Raw genomic sequence first — 18,940 nt, forward strand, 5'->3', positions numbered from 1 at the left:
GGGGCCGGGCGCTGGCTGCCGGGCCGGCAGGGGGTGCCGCTCATGGTGTGGTATCCGGGCGGTCCCGGCCGTTGCCGCCGCAGCGGCCCCTCGTCATGGCCGGCGCCGACCTGATTCCGATGCCCTAGCGGGAGCCGGTGTCCCGTGCCACCTCGATCAGCGTCTCGGAGACCGGCCCGCCCGGCGTGCCGGGTTCCTCGTCCTCGAGGTAGTACCACCAGAAGGGCGCGCCCCAGCATCCCGGACGGCCCAACGCTGCGCTGGTGAGGTGCCGCGCGGTGGCGTTGCGGGCTGCGGCCGCGTCGTGCTCATCGCCGAACCACCAGGGGCCCGGGTCGAGGTCGTCGCCGCCGTATCCCAGCTCGGTCAGGGCCACGCGCTGGTCGGGGAAGGCGGTGGCGAGTGCCGTGAGTACCCGGTCGGCCCCCGCGCCGAGCGGGTGCCACTGGGGGTAGACGGACAGTCCCAGCACATCGGTCAGGTCGAGCAGTTCGGGTGTCAGATTGTCCCGGGCCCAGCTCAACGTGGAGTTCTCCGCCGAGTCTTGGCCGAGTTGGTAGTAGAGGGTCAGGACGGTGGTGGCGTCGGCGGTGGCCTGGTTGGCGCGCACGGCGTGCGCCGCCTGCAGGGTCCGTTCGACGGCGTCGGCGCCGAGCCAGGAACCGCCCAGTTCGTTGCCGATCTCCCACGCGTCGGCCTCGGACAGGCCCCGTACGAGCGCCGAGACGCGCCGGTCCCATTCCCCCTGGTCGAGCTCGGCCATCAACTGCGAGTCGCAGACCTGCACCATGGCGAGGGAACCGGCGGCGTGCAGGGCGGTGATGGTCTGCCGCCAGGAGTCCAGCTCTGCCGGGTCGGTGTCGTCCTCGACGACGATCCTGGCGGCCACCGGTCGGTGTCCTGCGCCGATGCCGGCCGCCCGGCTGAGTCGACCGGGATCGGGCGGCCGGGTGAAGGTGACGCCGATGAACGCGTCTCCGGGGGCCAGCGCCAGGCAGGCCTCGTCGAGCATCAACTGGGCGGCGGTGGCCGCTTCGAGGGCCTCGGCCCCGTGGGCCGCGCGCTCGGCCGGCCCGGCGGCCCCCGTACACGCGTCGAGTGCCGCCGAGGCCTCCTGCCTGAGGTTCTCCACGGCGGTTCGCGCCTGCGAGGCTGGCAGGGTGTCGAGGCGGGGCTGCTGGCGCTCGTGCAGGCCGCGGGCGGCGAGCTCGGCAAGGCTGTGGCGGCCGGGGCCGGGGATGTCCGCGAACAGCGCCGAGTAGCCGTGACTCGTGGGCCACGACAGGGACAGGGTTGCCCCGCCCTCGGGCAGGTCGACGGCGGCGCTGGACTCGGTGTCCTCGTAGAGGGGCGCGTGGGTGATGACCTCGAGGCTCTCGGGATGCAGCAGCTGGTCGTCCCAGGCGTCCTCGCCGACGCCGTTGGACTGGATGCGGCGCAGACCCGCGAAGTCGAGCAGGCGCCCGTCGGGGTCGGTGACGTCGAGCCGGGCGATGCCCGCCTCTGCTGGCGTGGCGGAGGACGGGTCGCTGGGGGAGCAGGTGGCCGCCGTGAGCGCGAGCGCCGCGCTCCCGGTGCCGGCCAGGAGAGTTCGCCGGCTCAGCCGGACCGGGGCATGGGCGTTCATGAGGGCATCCTCACCAGTTCGGGGCGGGTGGGGTGGCCGGCGCCGGATTCGTGATCTGCGGCACGTGGGACATGTCCATCATCATGGTTGCTCCTGTTCGGGTCCGTCGTTCGCGGCCTTTCCGGGTTCGGCTCCCCTCGGCTCGAACCTGACGTCCCCGCCCAGTCTGCCGCGCATCACGGCGATGGCCTCGGGGTTCTCGTCGATGAGCAGGAAGCGCCTGCCCAGGGCAGCGGCGGCGGCACCCGTCGTGCCCGAGCCGGCGAAGAAGTCCAGCACCCAGTCACCGGGCCTGGAGCTCGCGGCGATGATGCGCCGCAGCACGCCCTCCGGCTTCTGGGTGGGGTAGCCGGTCTTCTCCCTGCCGGTCGGCGAGACGATCGTGTGCCACCACACGTCGGTGGGCAGTTTGCCGCGCTCAGCCTTCTCCGGTGTGACGAGCGAGGGCGCCATGTAGGGCTCGCGGTCGACCTCGGCCGAGTCGAACCAGTAGGCCTTGGGGTCCTTCACGTAGACGAGGATCGTGTCGTGCTTCGACGGCCAGCGCCGCCTGGTACGGGCCCCGTAGTCGTAGGCCCAGATGATCTCGTTGAGGAAGCAGTCACGGCCGAACAGGGCGTCGAGCAGCACCTTCGCGTAGTGCGCCTCGCGGTAGTCCAGGTGCAGGTACAGGGTGCCGGTGCGCGTCAGCAGCCGCCAGGCCTCCTCGAGACGGGGCTCCAGGAAGTCCCAGTAGTCCTCGAAGGCGTCGTCGTAGCCGAGCACCGTGCCGCGGACCGTCTCGTAACTGCGCCCTCGGAAGCCCAGCCGCGACCCGTTCTCACTCGCCACCGCAGACACGGTGCGACGCCGTTGCGTCACGCCGGTGTTGAAGGGCGGATCGATGTAGATCACCTGGAACGACTCGCCCGGCAGCCCGCGCAGAACCGGCAGGTTGTCGCCCTCGATGACCATGTCGGGGCCGTCAGCGCTCCACTGCGCCCTGGTGCTCACGGTCCCAACGGTAAACGACACCGGCCGTGACTTCCGCCCGGCCCCGGGAAACGACGGGTCGGGCGGCCAGGCCGTTGACCCCGCGGGGCGTGATGCCCCCTCAGGCGGAATACCACAGGTAGCAGGCCAGGATGATGCCGGCGATGCCGATGATCCAGCGCAGCACCCGGTCGGGGATGCGCTGGGCGATGACCGGGCCGAACCACCCGCCGATCATCGAGCCGACCAGAAGCGCGATGGCCGCCCACCAGGCGACCCTTCCGGCGCAGATGAACCAGACCGACGAGCTCAGGTTCGCCGCGGCGATGACGAGCGTCTTGAGGTAGACGGTCGTGCTCAGTTCGGCGCTGGTGGCGATCATCGTGACCGTCAGGTACATGAGCGCCGAGCCCGCGCCGAAGTACCCGCCGTAGACGAACACCAGCATGATCACCAGGCCGTAGAGCCAGCGCGGCCACTCCTCGCCGTGCTGCAGGTCACGCAGCCGCGGACTCGCCAGGATCATGAGCGCCGAGGCCAGGACGAGCCAGGGCACGACGACAGCGAAGGTGCCGTCCCCGCCCACCAGCAGCAGGCAGGCCCCGATGAGCCCGCCGATGGCGCCGGCGATCGACTGGACGATGACGCTGCGCCTGTTGCTCCTGGGCAGAAAGGTGGGCGCGCCCTTCACCGCGGACCCCAGGGCCGACCCGAGGAGCCCGACCGTGTTCGTCGCATTGGCCGTGACCGGGGGCACGCCCAGCATGACCAGCGCCGGGTAGCTGACCAGCGAGGCCATCCCGGTGAGGTAGCCGACGATGCCCGCGGCGACACCGGCCAGGACGACAGTTGACAAGGCGAACACGGTCACGGCGCAACGCTACGCGGTGCCGTTGCCGGTGCACGCCCGGAACCACGATCCGGTTGATCTGCCCGCCAGTGCGTGCCGCCGCCTCGGGGCGGCCCTCACGCCGAGAACCACAGGTAGCAGGCCAGCCCGATGCCCCCGACACCGATCGCCCACCGCAGCACCCTCTCGGGGATGAACCGCTGGACCATCGGCCCCAACCAGCCACCGGTGAAGAAACCGACCGCCAGGGCCAGCGCTACGGGCCAGTTCACCTCGCCGCTGAAGACGAAGTAGAACCCGGCCGCCAGGTTGCTGACCGACATGAGCGTCGTCTTGAACCACACCGCCTGGTTGAAGCTCAACGAGGTGGCCAGCGTCGTCAGGGCCATGAAGATGACACCCGAGCCGGCGCCGAAGTACCCGCCGTAGATGCACACGAGATAGAGCAGTGCGTCGTACAGCCAGACGGGCCAGGTGCCGTCGGACTGGATGCTCTTGATGCGCGGGCCGGCCAGCAGCAGGACAGCGGCCAGCAGCACGAGGTAGGGGACGATGTGCTCGAAGACCCCGTCGCCGCTGACCAGCAGCAGGAATCCTCCGGTGAGCCCGCCGAGACCGGCGATGAGCCCCTGGACGATGACCTGGCGGCGGCCCATGTCGGGCATGTACGAGCCGGCACCCCTGATCGTCGAGCCGAGGCCGACCGAGACCATGCCGATCGTATTCGTCACATTGGCCGAGACCGGCGGCAGCCCGACGGCCAGCAGCATCGGGTAGCTGACGAGTGAGGCCAGGCCGGTCAGATAGCCGATGAGCCCGGCCACCACGGAGGCGGCGAGGACGACGAGCAGGCTCATGGCGGTCACATGGTGCGACCTTAGCCGCGCCCCGGCGTGCCGGGGCCGCGCGGTCAGCACGCGGTCGTCCGCCGGGGCGCCGTCGTGATCGGCGATCCGCCGGTCATCGCCACGGCAGCCGGCCCGTTTCCGCGGACCCGCCCTGGCCCCGGCGACTCGGCGGTCCTCATCGGGCAGCCGGCACCAGGCCTACCCTGGGGTGCATGACGAACGATCCGACCGCCGCCCCCGGAAGCGATCCGAGCGAGGAGAACCCCTGGGCGATGCAGCTCGTCGTCCTGCGCGACAAGCACGCCCTCGCCCGCGAGGTCGACGTCTGCGAGGCCGCGGCACGGGCCGTCGTGGGGCTACTCGACGACGAACGTGCCGCGCCCGGCGGTCCCTGGAACCAGGCCATCCACGCCTGGGCCGACGGCGGCCGCATCCGCAAGCTCGTGCGTCGCGCCGACGGCAAGCGCTGGGACGACGTGCAGGAGCTGCCCGGCGTGCTCGTCACCCAGGCCGGGCCCGAGGGATTCGGACCCGCCGGGGTTCGGGCCTTTCCGCCCTGCCCGGAGCACCCGCTGCCCAAGACTCTCAGCAAGCTGCAGATGGGCGGCACCGTTTTCCCGTCCGAGCACGCCAGCGCGCACACCGCGGCGCAGGTCCTCATCGAGGTGACCCCGCTCGAGCAGATCACCAGCGGCAAGCTCGCGGCCCAGTGCGCCCACGCCGCGCAGCTGCTCTACGCGGCCCTGGACGAACCCCGCCGCGCCCAGTGGCGGGCCGACGGCTTCCGGGTCGAGGTGCGCTGGCCGGACAGGGGCGAGTGGGCGGCGAATCCGCGGCCGGTGAGCGTCGTCGATGCCGGGTTCACCGAACTCGACGGGCCCACCGAGACGGCCCGCGCCGTGTGGCGCGCCGATCTGGAATCCTGATCCACGCGGGCGGGCCTGCCCGGCACATGGGTGAAGCGGCACGGGGAATGGTCTCAGCCGGGCTCGGAGCCCGAGCTCGACGGCGGCCGGCCCCGCCTCGGGATCGGCCTGATGTCCGAGGGAAGCCGCCCGGCGCGTCGCAGCGCCTCACGCAGGATCACCTCGACCTGGGCGTTCACCGAACGCATCTCGTCGCCGGCCCAGCGCTGCAACGCGTCGTGCACCGCCGGGTCGAGACGCAGCAGCACCTGCTTGCGTTCGTGCCTGTGCTCGCGTTCAGCCATCGGTCAGGCGTACAGAGTGCCCGTGTTCACCACGGGGGTGGCCCTGGAATCGGAGCACAGCACGACGAGCAGGTTCGAGACCATGGCCGCCTTGCGCTCGTCGTCGAGTGCGACGATGTCCTGGCCCTCGAGGCGGTCGAGGGCGTTGCTAACCATCGACACGGCGCCCTCGACGATCTTCTCGCGGGCCGCGATGACGGCGGCCGCCTGCTGACGCTGCAGCATCGCCTGGGCGATCTCGGGGGCATAGGCCAGTGAACTGATCCGCGTCTCGATGACGGTCAGACCGGCGATGGTGATGCGGGCGGCGACCTCGGCCGCCAGCTCGGCGGCGATCGACTCGGTCGAGCCCCTCAGGGTCTCCTGGCCGGGCGCGGCGTTGTCGTACGGGTGGGCGCCGGCGACGTGGCGCAGCGCCGACTCCGACTGTACGTCGACGAACTCCTCCGCGTCCTCGACCGCGAAGACGGCCTTGGCCGTGTCCGCCACCTGCCAGACGACGATGGCGGCGATGTTCACCGGATTGCCGTCGGCGTCGTTGACCTTCAGCTCGCTCGTCTCGAAGTTGTGCACCTTCACCGAGACCTTCTTCGTGGTCGTCAGCGGCACGGTCATGACCAGCCCGGTGCGCCGGATGGTGCCGACGTAGCGGCCGAAGAACTGCACGACCTTCGTGTCCCCGGGGTTCACGATGGTGAGCCCGCTGGCCAGGAGCGAGCCGACGATGACCAGGGCGATCAGGGGCGCGGGATGGCGCGTGGTCGGGTCGGGGAGGACGGTCAGGACGCCCGCGCCGAAGCAGGCCAGGACGACGAGCAGCCCGATCCCGCCGTTGATCGCCGGTGCCTTCCGTTCCTCGACGTCGATACCGCGGACCAGTTCGCTGAACGTGGCCTCTGGCTGGGGCATGGTGCGTTCTTCGTCGCTCATGGACGCTCTCCTCTCAAAAGTGATAGCAGATTTATATCACTTTTCCTGGTTTCTGGGGAGAGCCGGAACAGGGCCTGGTGCGGGTTCGTGTCCCGGAGCCATGCGCCGGGGAGTGGGCATCCATGCGCGGCGAGGGCGCCCGGGGATCCCGGGCGCCCTCGTGCGGATCGAGTGGTCGTGGACGATCACAGCTCCACGTCGTGCACCTCGAGCTCGGGGAACTGGCCGAGTGCGGTGGACAGGTAGCGGTCGCCGGAATCGGGCAGGACGGCGACGATGAGCTTGCCCTTGTTCTCGGGCCGGGCGGCCACCTGCAGGGCGCCGGCGAGGGCCGTGCCCGAGCTGATGCCGGTGAAAATGCCCTCCGAGGTGCCCAGGCGGCGCGCCTGCTCGATGGAGTCCTCGTCGGTGATGTCGAGAACCTCGTCGTAGATGGAGGTGTCAAGGGTGTTCGGGACGAACCCGGTGCCGATGCCCTGCAGGCCGTGCGGGCCGGCGGGCTTGCCGTTGAGGATGGCGCTCTTGGCGGGCTCGAGGCCGATCACCTTGATGTTCGGGTTCTGCTCCTTGAGGTACTTGCCGGCGCCCGACAGGGTGCCGCCGGTGCCGATGCCGGCGACGAGGATGTCGATGGCGCCATCGGTGTCGGCCCAGATCTCAGGGCCGGTCGTCCGGTAGTGGATGGCCGGGTTCGCGGGATTGTCGAACTGGCCCAGCAGCACCGAGTTGGGATCGGCCTCGTGCAGCTGGTTGGCGTAGGCGATGGCCCCCTTGATGGCCAGCGGGCCGGGGGTCAGGATGACCTCACCGCCATAGGCCTGGATGAGCGCGCGGCGCTCCACGGACAGGCTGGCCGGCAGCACGACCTTGACCTTGTACCCACGGGCGGTACCGATGGCGGCCAGGCCGATACCGGTGTTGCCGCTGGAGGGCTCGATGATGGTGCCGCCGGGCTTCAACAGGCCCTTCTCCTCGGCATCCGTGATCATGGCCAGGGCAATACGGTCCTTGACCGAGCCGGCGGGATTGAAGTATTCGAGCTTGAAAGCGATGTTCGCGTCCTCGGCATTGTTCGCGGCGAGGAAGTGGGGGGCGCGGACGAGGGGTGTACCGCCGATGACGTCGGTGATGGAGGAATGAATTCCGGGCATGACTGATTCCTTTTCAGGATGAAAGAACAGGGAGATTCCGAATCGAAGGACTCGGGTGAATTTCGCCGATCGACCGTGCCTTGTCCAGTCAGGATCCACGAGTGCAAGCAGGGGACTGAGTGGGGCGGGGTTGACCGGGTGGCCCCGCCAGGCGCGCGATGGCGGCTACGACGACAGGACCGTGATCAGCGGGAACAGGTGCAACACATCATCGCGGAGACGACACGCATCATGTCGATGTGGCGTCGGGCAACGAGGTAGACCATGCGAGCAACGGTAGCGTATGAATTCGCAGAGGACAAAATCTGGCGCCGAACCGATGCCAACTCACGGGAACCGGCAAACCCGGGCACAGGCAATTCCGGTCAGTCCCATTCACGGATCAGTCCCATTTCCGGATGATCTCGGCCGTGAAACGAAGCCAGTCGTGCATGGCGGCGTCGTCCAGACCCGCGATCGGACGGGTGTCGAGGGCGAGGACGTCGCCGGGCCACAGAGCGGCATCGACGGCTCCCGGCCGGGTCCAGTCCATGGGGGAGAAAATGCCGTGGGCGGCCAGTTCGGCGTCGATCGCCGGCGCCCTGGTCGTGCGGAGCAGCAGCGGGCCCGGGACGCCCGGGTTGATCATCCTGGCGCCGGACCCGGACAGCGCGCCGGCCAGGACGTGAGCATTCTGGGCCGTCCGCCTGGCCAGGGCGTCCCCATCGAGGTCCCCCAACACCCGGCGCGTGACGGTGCTGGGCGCGGTGGGGGAGAGCGACTCGTCGAAGTGGGCCTCGGCCCGCGCCAGGGCGTCCAGGTAGCGCCCGGCGCCCGACGGGAAGGGCCGCTGCGGCTCGCCGCGGGCCAGGACGGGCAGGTCACCGCGGAGCGCGAGGACCTCGCCCGGAGGGTTCTGGCCGGGGACCGCCAGGTCCGACTCGAGCCCGATACCATCCCGTACGTGCACCAGCGCCCCGTCGGCGACGGGCAGCAGCTTGCGCAGGCTCGCCAGGGACGCGTCACACCAGCTGGGCCGGGCGCCCGAGGCCGTGTCGGCGAGGATCGCATGGGTGGCGTCGTCGATGACCAGGCCGCCGTCGCGTCGCGTCGCGGCCAGCTCGGCACGAAGTCGTGGCGAGGGCCCCGAACCGCCGGTACGAGCCACCAGCACCGCGACGGGCCCGTCATGACCGGCCCGGGCCGTGCGCAACGAGTCAGCGTCCATGACGAGCCGCTCGTCCACGGCAACGAAACGCACCGACATCCCCTCGAGCCAGAAGGGCGTGATCATCGTGGTGCAGCAGAAGGCCGGCGCCAGCACGGTGCTGATGCCCGTGCTGCGGCACCAGCGGGCCAGCAGGCCCAGGCCCTGCCTGCCCGAGCCGACGGCCAGGGCCGAACCCGGCCGGCCCCACCCCGACACCGCCCAGTCGATCGTCATGCCCCCACGCTAAGCCGCACGCCGTACCCGGTGCCCGCCCCGTCGGCTGACACGCCGGACCGGCGGCCGCGCATCGTGCGAGCATGGAGGCATGAGCACGCAGCAGAACGTTTCAGCCGCACCCGACTTCCGCGCCATGGGGGCCGGTCTCACCGATCAGCTCGGTGCCCTGCGCCGAGAGCTCCACCAGATCCCCGAACTCGGCTTCGACCTTCCGCGGACGAAGTCCCGCCTGCTGCAGGAGTTCACCGGCATGCCCGTCGAGATCCGCGAGTTCGACGGCTGGTCGGCCTTCGTCGTCATCGTCCGCGGCGACAGGCCCGGCCCCGTGGTCCTCGTGCGCGGCGACATGGACGCCCTGCCCGTGCGCGAGGACTCCGGCGAGGACTTCGCCTCCACCGGCGACTCCATGCACGCCTGCGGCCACGACATGCACATGGCCGCCCTCGTCGGGGCCGTGAAGATGATCGCCTACCATCGCGCCGCCCTGGCCGGCTCGGTCATGTTCATGTTCCAGCCCGCCGAGGAGACCGCCGGCGGGGCCAGGCGCATGCTCGACGAAGGCCTGCTCGATCTCGCCGGTGAGCGTCCCGTCGCGGCCTGGGGCGTTCACGAGATGCCCTATCCAGCCGGCACCGTGCACGTCCGGGTCGGCGCCCAGATGGCCTCGAACTGTCAGCTCGTCGCCACCTTCCACGGCAGGGGCGGTCACGGTTCGGCGCCGCACACCGCCATCGACCCGGTGCCGGCCGTCCTCGACTTCGGACAGCAGCTGCAGACGCTCGTCACCCGCGAGTTCAGCGTCTTCGACCCGGTCGTGTGCACCGTCACCCAGCTCGGTGCCGGGAAGATGTACAACGTCATCCACGACCAGGCCAGTCTCGGCGCGACGATCCGCGCCGTCTCGAAGGACACCACCGACCGCTTCGGGGAGCGGGCCAGGCAGATCGCCGAGCTCGTCGGCCGGATCCACCGCTGCGAGGTGGACGCGTCGTTCCGGGTCAACTGCCCGGCCACGGTGAATGATCCCCGCGCCGCGCGGGTCGCCCTGGACACCGCACGCCGCCTCTTCGGGCCGGACCGGGTCGTCGAGATGAGCCAGCCGGTCATGGCCAGTGAGGACTTCAGCTACGTGCTGGACGAGGTGCCCGGCGCCTTCCTCTTCGTGGGCGCCCTGCCCGACGGTGTCGACCCGGTGGGAGCCCCCCAGCTGCACTCACCGCAGGCCAGGTACAACTCGAGGATCCTCGGCGACCAGGCGGCCCTCCTGTCGGCCCTGGCGTGGACCGGCGAACTGCCGCCGGCCTGACACGCGACCTGCAGGCGTGCCGGCACAGCCGGCCCAAGGGTGGTCCGGGGCGGTCAGGATCGTCTGGTGACCGGGCCGTCCGCCGACCAGGGGAAGGCGATCCAGCGGTCGGTGTTCCGCCACGAGTAGTCGGGCTGGATGACGGTGGTGGGCTTGGTGTAGAGCACCGCGGAGCGCACGTCGGCGCCATAGCCCTTGAGCAGGTCGATGACGAGTTCCATCGTGCGTCCCGAGTCGACGACGTCGTCGACGACCAGGAGCCTCTTGTCCTTGATCGACTCGGTGTCGAGCAGTGGGGCGAGCAGGATCGGGTCGGGCAGGGTCTTGGCGATGTCGGTGTAGAACTCCACGTTGATGGCATCGGTGAGTTTCACCCCGATCGCGTAGGTCAGTGCGCCGCCGGGGATCATGCCACCGCGGGCCACGGCAATGACGATCTCGGGTACGAAGCCGGAATCCACGATGGTCTGGGCCAGTTCACGGGTCGCCGCACCGAAACCCTCCCAGGTGAGGATCTCCTTCTCGGCCGCATCGTCATTCGCCATGGGCCGCATCCTAGCGGCTCACCATGGGGTCAGGTCACCGGGCGGTTGGCGGGTCGTCGAGAAGCCTCACGAGCATGGCGACATCGAGCCAGCGCCCGAACTTGCGACCCACCTGGGGCAGCACCCCGTGGTTCGTGAAACCGAGCCGCTCGTGGAAGGCCAGGGAGGCCCTGTTGCCGGCGTCGACCACCCCCACCATCGCATGCAGGCCCGCCCGACGCGCCTGGTCGATCAGCTCGGTCATGAGCATCAGGCCGATGCCCTCGTGCTCGTGCCCGGGTGCGACGTAGACGCTGTGCTCCACCGTCAGGTCGTAGCCGGGCAGCTCCCGGAATCGGTCATAGGCGGCGAAACCGACCACCTGATCGTCCTCGTCGATCGCGACGAGGACCGGGAAGCCCTCGCGCCGGTGCCGGGCCAGCCATTCCGCGCGTTGGGCGACCGTGCCGGGCCGCAGCTCGTAGCTGGCGGTGGTCGCCACGCCCTGGGCGTTGTGGATCGCGCTGAGTGCGGCGGCGTCGGAGCCCGCTGCGGGCCGGAGCCGGATCGTGCCGGGCATGCCGGTCACGGTAACACCTGCCGCGGAATGGATGCGGATCAGATGCGGATCAGACACGGAATGGACGAATAGACTGAGCAGTGACCATTCGACACCTATTCGACATCGTCGACGAATCAACGAAGGGCGCCATCTGTGACTGCACTCACTTGGACTGACCAGGACCGCAAGGCGGTCGACATCGCTCGCATCCTGGCGGCTGATGCCGTCCAGAGCACGGGAAACGGGCACCCCGGCACGCCGGTGTCGCTGGCCCCGGTCGCCTACCTGCTCTACCAGAAGGTCATGAACACCGATCCGGGGGACGACAAGTGGATCGGCCGCGACCGCTTCATCCTGTCCGCGGGGCACGCCTCGATGCTCCAGTACGCGCAGTTCTACCTCAACGGCCTGGGCCTGGAACTCGACGACATGAAGCAGCTGCGCAAGCAGAACTCGCTGACCCCGGGCCACCCCGAGTACGGCCACACGAAGTTCATCGAGTGCACCACCGGCCCGCTGGGCGCCGGCATCTCGATGGCCGTCGGCATGGCGATGGCCGCCCGGTACGAGCGCGGCCTGTACGATCCCGAGGCGGCGGCCGGCGAGTCGGTCTTCGACCACTTCGTCTACACCATCGCCGGCGACGGCTGCATGCAGGAGGGCGTCCAGTCCGAGGCGGCCTCGCTCGCCGGCGCCCAGGACCTCGGCAACCTCATCGTCATCTACGACGCGAACCGCATCACCATCGAGGGCGACCCGGTGATCGCCTTCGACGAGGACGTGCTGGCCCGCTACGCCTCCTACGGCTGGGACGTCGCCGAGGTCGACTGGACCAACGGCGGCGACCACTACGAGGAGAACATCCAGGCGCTCCACGAGGCCATCGAGGCCGCCAAGAAGGTCACCGACAAGCCCTCCATCATCAAGCTCGACACCATCATCGGCTGGCCCCTGCCCACCAAGCAGGGCACCGAGGGCATCCATGGCGCGGCCATCGGCGAGGACGAGATCAACGCTATGAAGACGCTCCTCGGCCTGCCCACCGAGCCCTTCACCTTCGACGAGACCATCGTCGAGCGCGCCCGCGCCGCCATGGCCGAGCGCGCAGCGGCCACCCGGTCGGCCTGGGACGAGCGCTTCGAGGCGTGGCGTGCCGCCAACCCGGAACGCGCCGCCCTGCTCGACCGGGTCCGCTCCGGAGCGCTGCCCGCCGACCTCGAACTGCCCGTCTTCGCCGAGGGCAAGCTCAGCACCCGCAAGGCCTCCGGCAAGGTGCTGTCCGCGCTCGGCCCGCAGCTGCCCGAGCTGTGGGGCGGCTCGGCCGACCTCGCCGGGTCGAACAACACCACCATGGACGGCCAGGAGTCCTTCCTGCCCACCAGCCGCGCCACCTCCGCATGGCCGGGCAACCCCTACGGCCGCGTGCTGCACTTCGGTGTCCGCGAGCACGCCATGGGTGGTGTCCTCAACGGCATCAACGCGGGCGGTCTGTCCCGCGCCTACGGCGGCACGTTCTTCGTGTTCGCCGACTACATGCGTCCGGCGGTCCGGTTGGCCGCCCTCATGGGCGTGCCGTCGGTCTTCGTCTGGTCGCACGACTCGATCGGCGTCGGCGAGGACGGCCCCACCCACCAGCCGGTCGAGCACCTGGCCGCCTACCGCGCCATCCCGGGCCTGGACATCGTCCGCCCGGCCGACGCCAACGAGACCGCCGCGGCCTGGGCGCAGATCCTGGCGAACACCGACCGCCCGGCGGGCATCATCCTGAGCCGCCAGGACCTGCGCACGGTCGACCGCGGCAGCGGCGAGTTCGCTCCGGCCGCCGAAGCCGCCAAGGGGGCCTACGTCCTGCGCGACGCCAGGAACGGCGCCCCCCAGCTCATCCTCATCGCCACCGGCTCCGAGGTGCAGCTGGCCCTCGACGCCCAGGACCGGCTCGAGGACGAGGGCGTCGCCACCCGCGTCGTCTCCATGCCCTGCCAGGAGTGGTTCGACGCCCAGCCCGAGGAGTACCAGAACCAGGTGCTGCCCGCGGACGTCACCGCCCGCGTCTCGATCGAGGCCGGCCTGTCGCTTGGCTGGAGCCGCTACGTCGGCGCCAAGGGCGCCTGCGTGAGCATCGAGCACTTCGGTGCCTCCGCAAGCGGCAACCTGCTGATGGCCGAGTACGGGTTCACCCCGGAGAACGTCGTCAAGGTCGCCAAGGGCGTCCTCTGACCCGCAGGTCGCCAGGGGCCGTCCGCCTGACCGGGCGGTCTCACGACACCGGGCGCCCGGCGGGCGCCGACCGATGATGCTTGACGGGGTCGGGGAGGTATCCCCGGCCCCGTCCGCATGCCCGGGAGCAGTCGACGTGAGGGCCTGCCTCGGCGACCTAAGCTGGGATCGTGGGGGTGGCCGGCGGACTCAGACGGTTCGGGGCCCGTACCTTCGCCTCGTTCGCCGTCGTGAACTATCGCAGATACTTCGCCGGTGCTCTCGTCTCGAACATCGGCACCTGGATGCAGCGCACGTGCCAGGACTGGCTCGTGCTCGTCGACCTGACCGATCACTCCTCCACGGCGCTCGGGCAGGTCACCGCACTGCAGTTCGTGGCCATGCCCTTCCTCGCGCCATGGGCGGGGGCCGTCGTCGACCGGTTCAGCAAGAGATCGGTGCTGCGCGTCACGCAGGGGTTGCTCGGTCTCAATGCGCTGTGGCTGTGGGCGCTCGTGGCCACCCACGCGGTGGCGCTGTGGCAGGTCTACCTGTTCGCCCTGACCCAGGGCGTCATCATCAGCTTCGACACCCCGGCACGGCAGGCCTTCGTCTCGGAGATGGTCCACGACGACCTGATCGCCAACGCGGTCGGCATGAACTCGATGAGCTTCAACGCGGCCCGCATCATCGGGCCTGGCCTGGCAGGCCTGCTCATCGCCGCCTTCGGCGTCGGTCCGGGCATGCTCGTCAACGCCTTGAGTTTCGCCGCCATGCTCGCAGCCCTGTCGGCGATGGACACCACCCAGCTGCACCCGCCCAGGCCGCGCAGGGGCCGGGGCGCCACCCGCGAGGGCCTGTCCTACGTGTGGCACCACCGGGAGATCGGCATCATCTTCATCATCGTGTTCATGGTGGGCACCTTCGGCATGAACTTCCAGATCACCAATGCGACGATGGCCACCAAGGTCTTCGGGCGCGGCGCCGCCCAGTACGGGGCGCTCGGCACGATCATGGCCATCGGCACCCTCGGGGCCGCGATCATCGCGGCCAGGCGCCGCCATCCCCGGGTGCGCACCCTGATGATCGGGCTGGCCGGGTTCACCGTCTTCGACACCGTCCTGGCGCTGGCCCCGAACTACTACGTCTACGCGTTCTTCCTCATCCCCACCGGCCTGTGCGCACTGACCGTGCTGACCTGCGCGAACTCGGCGGTTCAGCTCGCCTCGGCGCCACAGCTGCGGGGCCGCGTGCTCGCGCTGTATTCGGCCCTGGTGATGGGCGGGACGCTGATCGGCGCACCGATCGTCGGCCGGGTCGGCGACGTGCTGGGTCCGCGCTACTCGCTGCTCGTCGGTTCGGTCGCGACGGGCCTGACCGTTGCCGGCGTCCTCATCCACCAGGCGACCCGTGAAGGGCTCCGGTTCGACCCGCACGAGGCCCCCGTGCCGCCCGAGGAGGTGGAGCACCCGGAGTGAGAAGATCCGGGAACATGGCGATGGTGCCCGCCGGGATCGGCGGGCACCATCGCGTGGGTGGCTTCATACCGGGGGTCACACCGGTCCGGTCGGGCTCAGGGGTCGGCCGGCCAGCGCCCCACGGTGCCGGCCGCCGTTTCGAGGGTGGCCTGCGCCAGCGCGGTCAGCGAGGAGATCTGGATGCCGGGCTCCAGGCCCGAGGCGTCGAAGGCCAGCGGCAGTTCGGTGCACGCCGTCATGAGCGGCAGCTCGTGGCTGCCGCGCAGGCGGCTGGCGAGCCGCCGGTACGCCTCGCCCGCCTCGCGCAGCCGGCCCGCCTTCACCTGCCCGATGATCCGCATCATCGCGTCCTTCTCCTCCTGCGACGGCACCTCGAGCCGGTAGCCGCGTTCGGCGGCCGCCCGCTGGTAGAGGCCGGTGTCCACCGTCCCGGCGGTCGCCGTGAGCCAGGCCCCCTCGGGGCTGACCCGCTGAGCGGCCGTCAGGGTCGCATCGACGATGTGGACGAGCGGGACCGGCAACTCGTCGGCGAAGGCGTTGATGAAGTGGTGGGCCGTGTTGCACGGCACCGCCAGCACCGACGCCCCCAGTTCGGCGGCCCGCAGCAGGTCGGCTCGCAGCATCGACATCGGCGTGTCATCGCCCGTCGCGATACTGGCCGTACGGTCCGGCACCTTCGTGTCCGACAGGACGATCACCCTCGGGTGGTCCTGGTCGTGCTCGGCCGGCAGCGCCGCGGCCAGTTCGACGAGGAACTGGCCGGTGGCGGCCGGCCCCATGCCCCCGACGACGCCGATCACGGCGTCGTCGAAGGCATGCGGGGCGAAGCTCCTGCTCATCGCGTCACACTGGGCTCAGGAGAAGACGAGCGGGCAGATGAGGAAGCCCAGGGCGACGGCGACGGCCACCGCGGTGACGCCCGGCAGGATGAACGGGTGGTTGAACACGTACTTGCCGATACGTGTCGAGCCCGTGTCGTCCATCTCGATGGCGGCGACGGTGGTCGGGTAGGTGGGCAGCAGGTACAGGCCGGTGACGGCCGGGAACGAGGCCACCATGACGGCCCCGCTGACGCCCATCGCCGCGGCGACGGGCATGAAGGCCGCGGTCGTCGCGCCCTGCGAGTAGAGCAGGGCGGAGGCGAAGAACAACACCACTGCCAGCAGCCACGGGTTCCCCTGGATGACCGACTCGCCCGCACCCTTGATGAGATCCATGTTGGACTGCACGAAGGTGTTGCCGAGCCAGGCGACGCCGAGGATACACAGGGCCGCGCTCATGCCGCCTTTGAAGGTGGCCTGGTCCGTGACCTTGCCGAGTTCCATCTTGCAGGTGAGTTTCATGATGAGCGCCGCGGCCATCATGAAGGTCATGATCGCCGAGTTGCGGTCCAGCGGCAGCTCGAAGGCCGACGTCATGGCGGCATAGACCATGACGATGAGCAGGGTGACGCCGAAGATGACCAGCGAGCGGCGGGCGTACGGCTTGATGTCGTAGCTGCCCTCACCGCGCATCTTCACCAGTCCGGCCGCCATGCGCTCCTGGTAGACCGGATCGTCCTCGAGTTCGCTGCCCAGGCGGGAGGCGACCAGCGCGCCGACCATGCAGCCGGTGAAGCAGATGACGATCGCGATGCCGACCAACGGCAGGTAGTCGACGCCGAACGGCTCGACCACGCCGGCCATGGCGACCATGGCGGCCGAGATCGGGGAGGCGGCGATGGCGACCTGCGAGGCCACGACGGCGATCGACAGGGGCCGGGACGGGCGGATCTTCTGCTCCTTGGCCACCTCGGCGATGACCGGCAGCGTGGCGAAGGCGACGTGCCCGGTGCCGCAGAAGACGGTCATGAAGAAGGTGACGACCGGGGCGAGGAAGGTGATGCGCTTGGGATTGCGGCGCAGCATCCGCTCACTGATCTTGACCAGCAGGTCAAGGCCGCCGCAGGTCTGCAGACCAGCGATGCAGGAGATGACGGCGAGGATGATGCCGAGGACATCCCAGGGGATGCCGGTCGTGGGATCCACCTCGCAGCCGAGCAGTCCGAGGACGACGACACCGGCGGCGCCGGCGTAGGCGATACCGATACCGCCGAGCCGGGCGCCGATGAAGATGAAGATCAGAACCACGGCCAACTGGGCCCAGAACATGATGTGCTCCTTGTGTTGAGTGACGAATCAGCGGTGGGGGCGTGACCTACTTGGCCGGAGGGGTCAGCCCGTCGGGCAGGCCCTTCTCGTCGGGTCCGTAGATCTTGCCGGAGTAGGTGGGCTTGAGGAAGTTCTCCGTGGAGAGGATCGCGTCGATCTCGGCCTCGCTGAGCAGTCCCATCTCCAGGGTGACCTCGCGGACGGACTTGCCCGTGCGAGCGCACTCCTTGCCGATGAGGTCGCCGTTGTGGTGGCCGATCACGTCGTTGAGGTAGGTGACGATGCCGATCGAGTTCATGACGAAGTCACGGCAGATCTCCTCGTTGGCCGTGATGCCGTCGACGCAGAGCGTACGCAGCGTGTCGAGGGCGTTCGTGAGCAGGTGCAGCGACTCGAACATCGCCTGCGCCGTCGCCGGCTCCATGACGTTCAGCTCGAGCTGGCCGGCCTCGGCGGCGAAGCCGACCGTGACGTCGTTGCCGAAGACCTTGAAGCAGACCTGGTTGACGACCTCCGGGATGACCGGGTTCACCTTGGCCGGCATGATCGAGCTGCCGGCCTGCATCTCGGGCAGGTTGATCTCCTTGAGGCCGGCGCGCGGGCCGCTGGAGAGCAGACGCAGGTCGTTGCAGATCTTGGAGACCTTGGCCGCGAGACGCTTCACCGCCGCGTGCAGGGCGATGTAGTCGCCGTTGTCGTAGCTGGACTCCACCAGGTCGGGGGCCGAGACGATGTCGTAACCGGTGACCTCGGCGAGCTTGCGGGCCGCGACCTGCGGGAAATTCGGCGGCGTGTTGAGGCCGGTGCCGATCGCCGTGCCGCCCAGGTTCATTCCGAGCATCAGTTTCGCGGCGGAGCGCAGCTGCTCGATGTCCTCGGACACGTTGGTGGCGAAACCGTGGAACTCGTCGCCGAGCGTCATGGGCACGGCGTCCTGCAGCTGGGTGCGGCCCATCTTGAGGACCTGGCTGAACTCGTCGCCCTTCTTGTGCAGGCTCGCGACCAGCTCCTCGACCGCGCGCAGCAGGTCCTGCGCGACCGTGTAGAGGGCCAGGCGCAGGCCGGTGGGGTAGGCGTCATTCGTCGACTGGGACTTGTTGACGTGGTCGTTCGGGTTGATCACGTCGTAGCGGCCCTTGGGCAGGCCGATCAGTTCGAGCGCCAGGTTCGCGACGACCTCGTTCGTGTTCATGTTGACCGAGGTCCCGGCGCCGCCCTGGAAGGAGTCGGTGGGGAACTGGTCCATGCAGCGGCCGTTGACGAGGATCTCGTCGCATGCCGCGCAGATCGTGTCGGCGATGTCGGCCTGGATCGACTGCAGCTCCTTGTTCGCCAGCGCCGTGGCCTTCTTCACCTGGACCATGCCCCGGATGAACTCGGGTTCGTCGTTCATGCATCCGGCGGAGATGTTGAAGTTCTCCAGCGCTCGAACCGTGTGGATGCCGTAGTAGTTCTCGTCCGGTACCTCTCGCTGACCCAGTAGATCCTCTTCGATGCGGGTGGTCATGATCGTCTCTCCTTGATGTGCAGGACACGGAACAACGCGGATGGCCGAAGACCCCGACATCAGCGTCGGGATACCAGTGGTCTGTCCGGTATGACCATATAAACCAAGTCGCGTTCCCATGTCAAATCGAGATGTTGATGAGACACGAAGCAGGCTTCTCAGTGCGGGTTCTTGTTTTATCAGAATCGACTCGGTCAAATTTT

17 protein-coding genes are annotated in these 18,940 nt (G+C 69.4%); 4 read left to right on the forward strand and 13 right to left on the reverse strand.

What is annotated here, in order from left to right:
• Nucleotides 1-124 precede the first annotated feature (124 nt).
• From PROPJV5_RS07660 to PROPJV5_RS07675, 4 genes are all read right to left on the reverse strand, one after another.
• On the reverse strand, nt 125-1,627 hold the full coding sequence (locus PROPJV5_RS07660) for a Tat pathway signal sequence (RefSeq protein WP_119715761.1): 1,503 nt from the start codon (nt 1,625-1,627) through the stop codon (nt 125-127).
• An 81-nt stretch (nt 1,628-1,708) separates the two neighbouring features.
• Nucleotides 1,709-2,620, reverse strand: a complete 912-nt coding sequence (locus PROPJV5_RS07665) for a DNA-methyltransferase (protein ID WP_220474385.1) — start codon at nt 2,618-2,620, stop codon at nt 1,709-1,711.
• Between the two features lie 100 nt (nt 2,621-2,720).
• The gene (locus tag PROPJV5_RS07670) at nt 2,721-3,470 is read right to left on the reverse strand and encodes a sulfite exporter TauE/SafE family protein (RefSeq protein WP_147385399.1); all 750 of its coding nucleotides are present in this window, start codon (nt 3,468-3,470) and stop codon (nt 2,721-2,723) included.
• Between the two features lie 95 nt (nt 3,471-3,565).
• Nucleotides 3,566-4,306 (reverse strand): sulfite exporter TauE/SafE family protein, encoded by a 741-nt coding sequence (locus tag PROPJV5_RS07675; protein WP_119715764.1) that lies wholly within the window; start codon nt 4,304-4,306, stop codon nt 3,566-3,568.
• Nucleotides 4,307-4,569: 263 nt separating this feature from the next.
• Here PROPJV5_RS07675 and PROPJV5_RS07680 point away from each other — a divergent pair, with 263 nt between their 5' ends.
• Nucleotides 4,570-5,223, forward strand: a complete 654-nt coding sequence (locus tag PROPJV5_RS07680; protein WP_220474389.1) for a peptidyl-tRNA hydrolase — start codon at nt 4,570-4,572, stop codon at nt 5,221-5,223.
• A gap of 53 nt (nt 5,224-5,276) precedes the next feature.
• On the opposite strand, the gene PROPJV5_RS07685 is transcribed toward PROPJV5_RS07680, so the two are convergent.
• The 4 genes from PROPJV5_RS07685 to PROPJV5_RS07700 all read right to left on the reverse strand — a co-directional run bounded on the left by PROPJV5_RS07685 (nt 5,277) and on the right by PROPJV5_RS07700 (nt 9,011).
• Nucleotides 5,277-5,507: a type II toxin-antitoxin system antitoxin gene (locus PROPJV5_RS07685; RefSeq protein WP_119715766.1), complete on the reverse strand. Its 231-nt coding sequence runs from the start codon at nt 5,505-5,507 to the stop codon at nt 5,277-5,279.
• Nucleotides 5,508-5,510: 3 nt separating this feature from the next.
• Complete coding sequence (locus tag PROPJV5_RS07690) at nt 5,511-6,437, reverse strand: SPFH domain-containing protein (RefSeq protein WP_119715767.1); 927 nt, start codon at nt 6,435-6,437, stop codon at nt 5,511-5,513.
• A 185-nt stretch (nt 6,438-6,622) separates the two neighbouring features.
• A complete protein-coding gene (cysK, locus tag PROPJV5_RS07695) occupies nt 6,623-7,588 on the reverse strand; it encodes a cysteine synthase A (RefSeq protein ID WP_119715768.1) in 966 nt (321 codons plus the stop codon).
• A 382-nt stretch (nt 7,589-7,970) separates the two neighbouring features.
• On the reverse strand, nt 7,971-9,011 hold the full coding sequence (locus tag PROPJV5_RS07700; RefSeq protein WP_119715769.1) for a hypothetical protein: 1,041 nt from the start codon (nt 9,009-9,011) through the stop codon (nt 7,971-7,973).
• 91 nt (nt 9,012-9,102) lie between these two features.
• Between PROPJV5_RS07700 and PROPJV5_RS07705 the strand changes: the two genes are divergently transcribed.
• Nucleotides 9,103-10,320 (forward strand): M20 metallopeptidase family protein, encoded by a 1,218-nt coding sequence (locus PROPJV5_RS07705; protein ID WP_220474386.1) that lies wholly within the window; start codon nt 9,103-9,105, stop codon nt 10,318-10,320.
• Nucleotides 10,321-10,373: 53 nt separating this feature from the next.
• Here the strand turns inward: PROPJV5_RS07705 and PROPJV5_RS07710 are convergent, their stop codons facing one another.
• Both PROPJV5_RS07710 and PROPJV5_RS07715 read right to left on the reverse strand, forming a co-directional pair.
• Nucleotides 10,374-10,865, reverse strand: a complete 492-nt coding sequence (locus tag PROPJV5_RS07710) for a phosphoribosyltransferase (protein WP_119715838.1) — start codon at nt 10,863-10,865, stop codon at nt 10,374-10,376.
• Between the two features lie 34 nt (nt 10,866-10,899).
• Complete coding sequence (locus PROPJV5_RS07715) at nt 10,900-11,424, reverse strand: GNAT family N-acetyltransferase (RefSeq protein ID WP_119715839.1); 525 nt, start codon at nt 11,422-11,424, stop codon at nt 10,900-10,902.
• 135 nt (nt 11,425-11,559) lie between these two features.
• Between PROPJV5_RS07715 and tkt the strand changes: the two genes are divergently transcribed.
• Nucleotides 11,560-13,623: a transketolase gene (gene tkt / locus PROPJV5_RS07720; protein ID WP_119715770.1), complete on the forward strand. Its 2,064-nt coding sequence runs from the start codon at nt 11,560-11,562 to the stop codon at nt 13,621-13,623.
• Between the two features lie 176 nt (nt 13,624-13,799).
• The gene (locus PROPJV5_RS07725; RefSeq protein ID WP_119715771.1) at nt 13,800-15,080 is read left to right on the forward strand and encodes an MFS transporter; all 1,281 of its coding nucleotides are present in this window, start codon (nt 13,800-13,802) and stop codon (nt 15,078-15,080) included.
• Between the two features lie 95 nt (nt 15,081-15,175).
• Here the strand turns inward: PROPJV5_RS07725 and PROPJV5_RS07730 are convergent, their stop codons facing one another.
• From PROPJV5_RS07730 to aspA, 3 genes are read right to left on the reverse strand one after another with little or no spacing between them, the layout of a single operon-like run.
• On the reverse strand, nt 15,176-15,919 hold the full coding sequence (locus tag PROPJV5_RS07730) for an aspartate/glutamate racemase family protein (RefSeq protein WP_119715772.1): 744 nt from the start codon (nt 15,917-15,919) through the stop codon (nt 15,176-15,178).
• A gap of 15 nt (nt 15,920-15,934) precedes the next feature.
• Nucleotides 15,935-17,230 carry an anaerobic C4-dicarboxylate transporter gene (locus PROPJV5_RS07735; protein WP_119715773.1) on the reverse strand — a complete coding sequence of 432 codons (1,296 nt, stop codon included), beginning with the start codon at nt 17,228-17,230 and terminating at the stop codon, nt 15,935-15,937.
• A gap of 46 nt (nt 17,231-17,276) precedes the next feature.
• On the reverse strand, nt 17,277-18,737 hold the full coding sequence (gene aspA, locus PROPJV5_RS07740) for an aspartate ammonia-lyase (protein WP_119715774.1): 1,461 nt from the start codon (nt 18,735-18,737) through the stop codon (nt 17,277-17,279).
• Between the last annotated feature and the right edge of the window lie 203 nt (nt 18,738-18,940).

Source organism: Propionibacterium ruminifibrarum (genome assembly GCF_900289195.1).
Taxonomy (GTDB): Bacteria; Actinomycetota; Actinomycetes; order Propionibacteriales; family Propionibacteriaceae; genus Propionibacterium; species Propionibacterium ruminifibrarum.